The organism is Pseudomonadota bacterium (assembly GCA_030775045.1).
Lineage (GTDB): Bacteria > Pseudomonadota > Alphaproteobacteria > JALYJY01 > JALYJY01 > JALYJY01.
In genome coordinates this window covers 595-7,322 of record JALYJY010000091.1, presented here as the reverse complement: position 1 = coordinate 7,322, position 6,728 = coordinate 595, and the positions used below count along the sequence as shown (strand labels likewise).

General features: G+C 59.7%; 8 protein-coding genes. 2 read left to right on the top strand and 6 right to left on the bottom strand.

Annotated elements, in window-relative coordinates; translation table 11 throughout:
* Nucleotides 1–43 precede the first annotated feature (43 nt).
* Both dcd and M3O22_07840 read right to left on the bottom strand, forming a co-directional pair.
* Nucleotides 44–598, bottom strand: coding sequence for a dCTP deaminase (gene dcd / locus M3O22_07845; protein MDP9196657.1), 555 nt, complete (start codon nt 596–598; stop codon nt 44–46).
* Nucleotides 589–735: a hypothetical protein gene (locus tag M3O22_07840; protein ID MDP9196656.1), complete on the bottom strand. Its 147-nt coding sequence runs from the start codon at nt 733–735 to the stop codon at nt 589–591. Before M3O22_07840 ends, dcd begins: the two co-directional genes overlap by 10 nt.
* Before the next feature lie 92 nt (nt 736–827).
* Between M3O22_07840 and M3O22_07835 the strand changes: the two genes are divergently transcribed.
* Nucleotides 828–1,775 (top strand): L-threonylcarbamoyladenylate synthase, encoded by a 948-nt coding sequence (locus M3O22_07835; protein MDP9196655.1) that lies wholly within the window; start codon nt 828–830, stop codon nt 1,773–1,775.
* On the opposite strand, the gene M3O22_07830 is transcribed toward M3O22_07835, so the two are convergent.
* The 4 genes from M3O22_07830 to M3O22_07815 form a co-directional block, all read right to left on the bottom strand.
* The gene (locus M3O22_07830; GenBank protein MDP9196654.1) at nt 1,735–2,433 is read right to left on the bottom strand and encodes an EI24 domain-containing protein; all 699 of its coding nucleotides are present in this window, start codon (nt 2,431–2,433) and stop codon (nt 1,735–1,737) included. The two genes, M3O22_07835 and M3O22_07830, sit on opposite strands and share 41 nt — an antisense overlap.
* A gap of 3 nt (nt 2,434–2,436) precedes the next feature.
* Nucleotides 2,437–3,051 carry a molecular chaperone TorD family protein gene (locus M3O22_07825; protein ID MDP9196653.1) on the bottom strand — a complete coding sequence of 205 codons (615 nt, stop codon included), beginning with the start codon at nt 3,049–3,051 and terminating at the stop codon, nt 2,437–2,439.
* 551 nt (nt 3,052–3,602) lie between these two features.
* Nucleotides 3,603–4,271: a glutathione S-transferase family protein gene (locus tag M3O22_07820; GenBank protein ID MDP9196652.1), complete on the bottom strand. Its 669-nt coding sequence runs from the start codon at nt 4,269–4,271 to the stop codon at nt 3,603–3,605.
* A 58-nt stretch (nt 4,272–4,329) separates the two neighbouring features.
* Complete coding sequence (locus M3O22_07815) at nt 4,330–5,265, bottom strand: hypothetical protein (GenBank protein ID MDP9196651.1); 936 nt, start codon at nt 5,263–5,265, stop codon at nt 4,330–4,332.
* Nucleotides 5,266–5,861: 596 nt separating this feature from the next.
* On the opposite strand from M3O22_07815, the gene M3O22_07810 reads away from it, so the two are divergent.
* A partial coding sequence (locus M3O22_07810) for a DNA topoisomerase (protein MDP9196650.1) occupies nt 5,862–6,728 on the top strand: 867 nt, incomplete at its 3' end.

Here is a 6,728-nt window from a genome sequence, read left to right as displayed (position 1 = left end):
ACAAGGCAGGACACCACGGCAGTCAGGGTTGGGGGATGGGTTCTCACGCTCTGGGAAGAGTGACGCCCTTCTGCTTCATGTATTTTCCGGCCCGGTCCGCATAGGACGTCTCGCACGGCCGGTCTCCCTGCAGGAACAGGAACTGGCACAGGCCCTCATTGGCGTACACCTTGGCGGGCAGCGGCGTTGTGTTGGAAATTTCCAGGGTCACATGGCCTTCCCACTCCGGCTCCAGCGGCGTGACATTCACGATCAGGCCACAGCGGGCATAGGTGGATTTCCCGAGGCAGATCACCAGGATATCCCGGGGAATGCGGAAATACTCCACAGTCCGCGCCAGGGCAAAGCTGTTGGGCGGGATGATGCAGACGTCCGTCTGGCGGTCCACAAAGCTCTGCCCGGAAAAATTCTTGGGGTCCACCAGGGCATTGTCCACGTTGGTGAAAATCTTGAATTCGTCGGCGACACGGGCGTCATAGCCATAGGATGACAGGCCGTATGAGATAACTCCCTTGCGGACCTGGCCATTCTCGAACGGATCGATCATTCCGTGCTGCGTGGCCATCTCGCGGATCCAGAGGTCGGACATCACTGGCATGGTTCACTCCCCTGGTCATGGGCCTGCTGTGGCTCTGGCATTTTTTCCCGTCCACGGGCCTGTTCCTTCCTGCGCACAATATTGGAGCGCAAGGCCATGGCAAGCCTTTCCCGGCGCTGTTCTTTTTCTGATGGCATGACATTGCCCCTGACAATTCTGTATATGAACCAACAATGACATATTTTCTCCCCGGGAAAAAGCCGTGAGTAACAGTTTGCCAAAAATCCTGATGCCCACGCCGGAAAATATTTCTTTCTGTGCTGGGACATTGCGGGAAGGTCAGCTGGTGGCCTTTCCCACGGAAACTGTCTATGGCCTGGGCGCTGACGCCACACAGGATCGGGCCATGGCCGCTATTTTCGAAGCCAAGGGACGGCCCTCCTTCAACCCGCTGATCGTTCACGTTCCCGATATGGAATCAGCAGATGCCCTGGTGACCCTGGACGAGCGGGCCATGGCGCTGGCCGAGGCGTTCTGGCCGGGTCCCCTGACCCTGGTTCTGCCGCGCCGGAGCAGCTGTTCCGTCTCCCTGCTGGCCAGTGCGGGACTGGATACGCTGGCGGTCCGGATCCCGGCCCATCCCGTGGCCCGCAGGCTGCTGCAGGAGACAGGCCGGCCCATCGCGGCCCCCAGCGCCAACCGTTCAGGTGCAGTCAGCCCCACAACGCCGCTTCACGTGGCAGAAAGTCTCGCTGGCCGTATTCCGTATATTCTGGCGGATGGCCGGGCGTCCATGGGCCTGGAATCCACCGTCCTGGACCTGTCCGGCCCCTCCCTTGGCCTGCTGCGGCCCGGTCACATCCTGCGGGAGCAGCTGGAAGCCCTCATCGGTCCTGTCAGCCTTCCGGAATCATCAGACACACAGGCGCCGCGCGCACCGGGCCAGCTGGCCAGCCACTACGCCCCCTCCATCCCCGTGCGGCTGAATGCAACATCGGTGCAGGCGGGAGAGGCCTTGCTGGCTTTTGGCCCAGGCCTGGTGCCCGGACATCCTGTGACACACCTGAACCTGAGTGACCAGGGCGACCTGAACGAGGCCGCTGCCAACCTGTTTGCCATGCTCCGGGCCCTGGATACCCCCGATCACACAGCTATCGCTGTCACACCCATCCCGGACACCGGCCTGGGTATAGCCATCAACGACCGGCTGCGACGGGCGGCAGCGCCCCGTTCCTGATCGCTGACTGGCGCAGATGGTGGAAAACATGCACCATAAAGACGGTTCCCACGACCGGCATCACCAGATTCAGCACCGGAACCCAAGACAGCAGGGCAAGAACAATACCGCACAGCCATATCCTGAAGCTGTTGAGGCCGCGCAGGGTCCCCGCGTCCTCCGGCGAAAGGTGCCGCAGGGCAATGTCCCCGAAATACTCCCGGCCCAGAAGAAAGCCGTTGAGGACCAGCGGCACAAACGGCAGGAAAAAGGACACCGGCAGGGCCAGGACGTTCAGGGACAAAGCCATTCCGAATACTTTCAGGCCGGACAACACCTGTTCTGTCAGCGATGGAGCGCACACCGGCGGCAGGTCCGGATAATCCTGCGCCTCGACGAGGGCGGCCACCTCATCCGCGAAAACAGCCACCACCGTCACTGTAATGACAGGAAAAAAGTACACCATGCCTGCTCCGGCCATGATGACACCGGCTGCATCCAGAAGCAGGTCTGCGTTTCCGTCACTGAGAATGGTGGTATTGCCAAGCATCAGAACAACAACGGCTGTCACCAGGATGACAATCCCGAGGGACAGGGCTGCGCTTTTGGCCATCAGCCACAGGAAAGGCGGGCGGCGCAGACAGCCAAAACCCTGCGCCAGAAATCCTGCATACCCCATGGATCAGGCCGCCATGGCCAGAACGTGGCCTTCTACGGCCAGGAAGCGCCGGCCGAGGGTTCCCACAGGCATATAGAATATGGCGCCGCGGGCTGACTCAAGCTGGCGGAAGAAATCATGGGCCCAGGCGGCCAGGTGGATCTGGAAAAAGTCATCCTGGTCGCGACTGTCGATACCCTTGCGGGAGGCATTGCAGATGAGGGCCGACATTGTACGGCACAGGGACGCAATGTGATCAGGTGGCAACTCGCTGTCCTGCTCCGGCGCCAGCCCCAGAAGCAGCAGGTCCGTGTTCAGGCGCAGGGCCGGATGGGTATCCCTGAACACCCCGCGGAAGGACGAGGCAATGGAGGGAACTTCCGGCACGCGGCAGGCCGCGCCACCGAACAGAAGCTCGTATTCCGCCGCTGCCTGGGCCGCAGTGGTGCGCCGGGCTGCCTGGGCCAGCAGGCGGATTGCCCGTCCCATATCGGTACTGTCCCCTTCCAGGGTCCCGATCTCTTCCAGAATGGCAGCATCCGGTGGAGCATGGAGCAGATCTGCCAGAAGATCCCAGGTCATGGCCCGGATCCGGTCCTCGGGAGAAAGAAGGGGAAAAAGAATCTGTACGTCCTGCATGCTGTACAATCTGCTCCCGGTCAGCGATGAAACCTGGCGCAACAGGACACTGAAACCATATCCGGTGTCAATTCTTTCATGGGAAACCGGCCTGTCGCCTCATGATTTTCGCCCCACGGGCCTGATGGAAAAGGGGGCCCGGACACAAGAATATAATCTCTAATAACCTTGACAAAAGGTATATTTTCCTTTATGCGGAGATTGCCTGCCTTCTGGCGGGCTTGCCAGGTCGTAGCCCGGCTTGTTGCGCCATAGCCTGAAGGGCGACGGCGAAAGAGCGAAGACGGGTTCGTTGACATTGTGAATACGACGACACAAAAGTCCTCCAGGGGATGGGACGGGGCGTTCACCCATCCTGTCATCCTGAGCAAAGCCGAAGGATCTCCGGGAGATCCTCCACCCGACTTTCAGCCTCGGCCGGAATGACAAAAACTGTTCTTGCCCCTCCGATGTTACAAAAAACGCGAAATCTGTAACATCGAGGGTAAAAATTCACAACCGGAGCGGTCCGGAGAGGTTACACGCCCTGTAACATCAGACGTGACCCGCTTTCAGAAATCCACATCTGCATAATGGGAAACCGGGGGCATCCCCGGAACGGTATCCGACAGCAGGGGGCGGAATCCGGGCCGGCTTTTCATGCGGGCGTACCAGGTTCTGGCCTCGGGGTAACGGTCCCAGGGCACATCACCCAGATAGTCCAGGACAGACAGGTGGGCACAGGCGGCGATATCCGCCATGGTCAGGGAATTGCCGGCCAGCCAGGATCGCTGCTCGGCCAGAAGCGAGATGTATTCCAGGTGATCATGGACCCGGGCAAGGCCACTGCGGATAGTGGCCGCATCGGGCGCACTCTCCTTCTGGAAGCGGCGGATCAGTTTCTGTCCGGCCACAGGTTCTGTCACCTCGCGGTTGAACTTGTCATGGAACCACGAGACCAGGCGCCGGACCTCGGCCCGGGCCTCCAGGGTTGTTCCCATCAGGGGAACCTCCGGGTACGCATCGTCCAGATATTCCAGGAGAGGCCAGGGACCGCAGATCACCATATTCGCGCCGTCAATCAGGACGGGAACGTCGCCTGCCGGATTCAGGGCCAGGAACTCGGACCGCCGCTGCCAGGGCTCCTCAAGCGCCAGATCGAAGGGCAGGCGCTTTTCCGCCAGGGCAATCCGGACGGAACGGCAGAACGGCGACAGGGGCAGATGGCACAGGACACGCATGGGCGGTCACTGTACTGCTTTTCCCTGCCATGGCAAGCGGGTTTGTGATCCGCCCGGTTCAGGCCTTTGGCGCTGCCGCAGTCGGGGCCGCGCCGGCAGCAGGGACCGAGGGTCCTGCCAGCACCTCCTCCAGAAACGCTTCCACCTGCAAGTGGCGGTCGATGGCATCTCTAACATTCTGGAATTCCTGCTGTCTTATGCAACCTTCACCAGCTCTGGTGGCGGCTCTGTCCCTGGCCGTTTCCAGCCACGCAGCCGGAAGATGCCCCTGCAGGGAAAAATCATCCCTGAACCCTTGTGCGAGAATCAGGATGCATTTCAGAATATCCGGATCATCGGCATTTGCCAGAATCCTGTCTGCAGCCTGTGGCAGACATCCACCCAGGGAAATCACACCCTTCAGGGCATGATATCTGTGCTGGAAATTCTGCATATCCTGCAAGGAAATGGAAGTCTCTGGCGACAGTTCGGTGGCGAATGCCGCGGAAATACTGCCGGTCAATTCCCTGACCGCACTGTCCATAATCTCTGAAACATAGGCAGCCCACCAGTCCGGAAGAGCCTTTTGATAATGCAAGGCCTCGGCCTTCGGGTGTTGCGGATATTGCCGCCCCTGCGAAAACCGGAAGTTTTTTCCAAGAAAATCCTCTGCTGAATAATTTTCAACAGCAAACCGGAGGTCACTTGTTACATCTTCCTGACCTGTTTTCAGTCCTGCCTGGAAAGCCTCCCCATATCCTCTTTTCAGATATTTTATCCATTCCTGGTTACCGGTTTTCAGGGTCCAGTCCACAAGACGTTGCACATCCTTGAAACGGTGGGAGGCGGACAGTCGGATAATGCGATCCTGAATGGCCTCACCTACATCTGTGACAAAGCCACCATACTGTTTTTCAGTATAACCCAGAAATACATTTTCATCGCCTGCACTGAAAATCAGGGCGAAGGCATCCTTTCCGCTGAAACATTCCAGGGTGGATGGATTGAGAACCATGCACAATCCTGACAGGAAATCCCGCAGTGTACCTTCCCCCACATGTGCAGCAGAGCCATGGTCATTGCTTCCTTCACAAGGTCAGGCCTGCCCATATCAGAATCAATACTACCCACTTGCCACAGCAGGTCAGGGACCGACCAATGAGTTTTCAGAAGGCAGCCGGCCAGGCCGTGGACCACCTCGTCTTCCATCATGATTTTACGCAAGGGCCGATTATTTCCCGTATAGCTCCGGATTTTTTCATGCGCCTGTTGCGCCTTCTGCATATTAACCAGCATGGTTTTCCCTTTCAGCCAGAAACCGGATCCATGATCCTAACACCATCAGGTGAAAATAAATTGGCCATATACAGGAAGATGTCATTCCGACCGGAGCGAAGAGCAGCGCAGTGGAGGAATCTCCCGCCCGGCAGGGGATCCCTCGACTGCGCGTTACTTCCTCCTTCGCCCTGCGGGCTTCGTAGGACAGGGCGTAACGCTCCGCTCTGGATGACAGGATAAACCCGGCACTACCGGTATACAGGCCAGGTTGACATCCCGGTTCTGATCGTGCAGCTGTTTATGTTTGATACCCGATTCCCGGAGAGAGCGGCCGTGCCCACCCCCAATGTCCTGATCGTGGAATCGCCGGCCAAGGCGAAAACCATCAACAAATATCTGGGCCCGGACTTCACGGTCCTGGCCAGCTTTGGCCACGTGCGCGACCTGCCGCCCAAGGATGGTTCCGTACGCCCGGACGAGGACTTTGCCATGGACTGGGAGCTGGGGGAGCGCTCCGGCAAGCACGTGGATGAAATCACCCGCGCCGTAAAGGGCGCGCAACATGTTTACCTCGCCACCGACCCGGACCGCGAAGGGGAAGCCATCGCCTGGCACGTGAAGGAGCTGCTGAAACAGCGCAAGGCCGCGGGCAAGGCCGATATCCAGCGCGTCACCTTCAACGAGATCACGAAAACAGCCGTCCAGACCGCCCTGAAAAACCCGCGCGATCTGGACCAGCACCTGATCGAGGCCTATCTGGCCCGTCGCGCGCTGGACTATCTGGTGGGCTTTACCCTGTCGCCCGTCCTGTGGCGCAAGCTTCCCGGCTCGAAATCCGCCGGACGCGTCCAGTCTGTCGCCCTGCGCCTGGTGTGCGAGCGCGAGAGCGAGATCGAGGATTTCAGGGCCCGCGAGTACTGGAGCGTGGAAGCCGTTTTCCGCACTCCTGACGGCGCCACCTTCACCACCCGCCTGACCCACCTGGATGGCAAAAAGCTGGACAAGTTCTCGCTGGCCACCGAATCCGATGCAAAGGCCGCCGTGGCCGCCATCCAGGGCCAGATGTTCCGCGTGGCGACGGTCGAGCGCAAACAGGCCCGCCGCAATCCGTGGGCTCCGTTCACCACCTCGACCCTGCAGCAGGAAGCCTCGCGCAAGCTGGGCTTTGGAGCCACCCGCACCATGCGCACCGCCCAGCAC

Coding starts and splice junctions, on each gene's coding strand:
- dcd (MDP9196657.1), bottom strand. CDS start 598: ATGCCAGTGATGTCCGACCTCTGGATCCGCGAGATGGCCACGCAGCAC.
- M3O22_07840 (MDP9196656.1), bottom strand. CDS start 735: ATGCCATCAGAAAAAGAACAGCGCCGGGAAAGGCTTGCCATGGCCTTG.
- M3O22_07835 (MDP9196655.1), top strand. CDS start 828: ATGCCCACGCCGGAAAATATTTCTTTCTGTGCTGGGACATTGCGGGAA.
- M3O22_07830 (MDP9196654.1), bottom strand. CDS start 2,433: ATGGGGTATGCAGGATTTCTGGCGCAGGGTTTTGGCTGTCTGCGCCGC.
- M3O22_07825 (MDP9196653.1), bottom strand. CDS start 3,051: ATGCAGGACGTACAGATTCTTTTTCCCCTTCTTTCTCCCGAGGACCGG.
- M3O22_07820 (MDP9196652.1), bottom strand. CDS start 4,271: ATGCGTGTCCTGTGCCATCTGCCCCTGTCGCCGTTCTGCCGTTCCGTC.
- M3O22_07815 (MDP9196651.1), bottom strand. CDS start 5,265: ATGGTTCTCAATCCATCCACCCTGGAATGTTTCAGCGGAAAGGATGCC.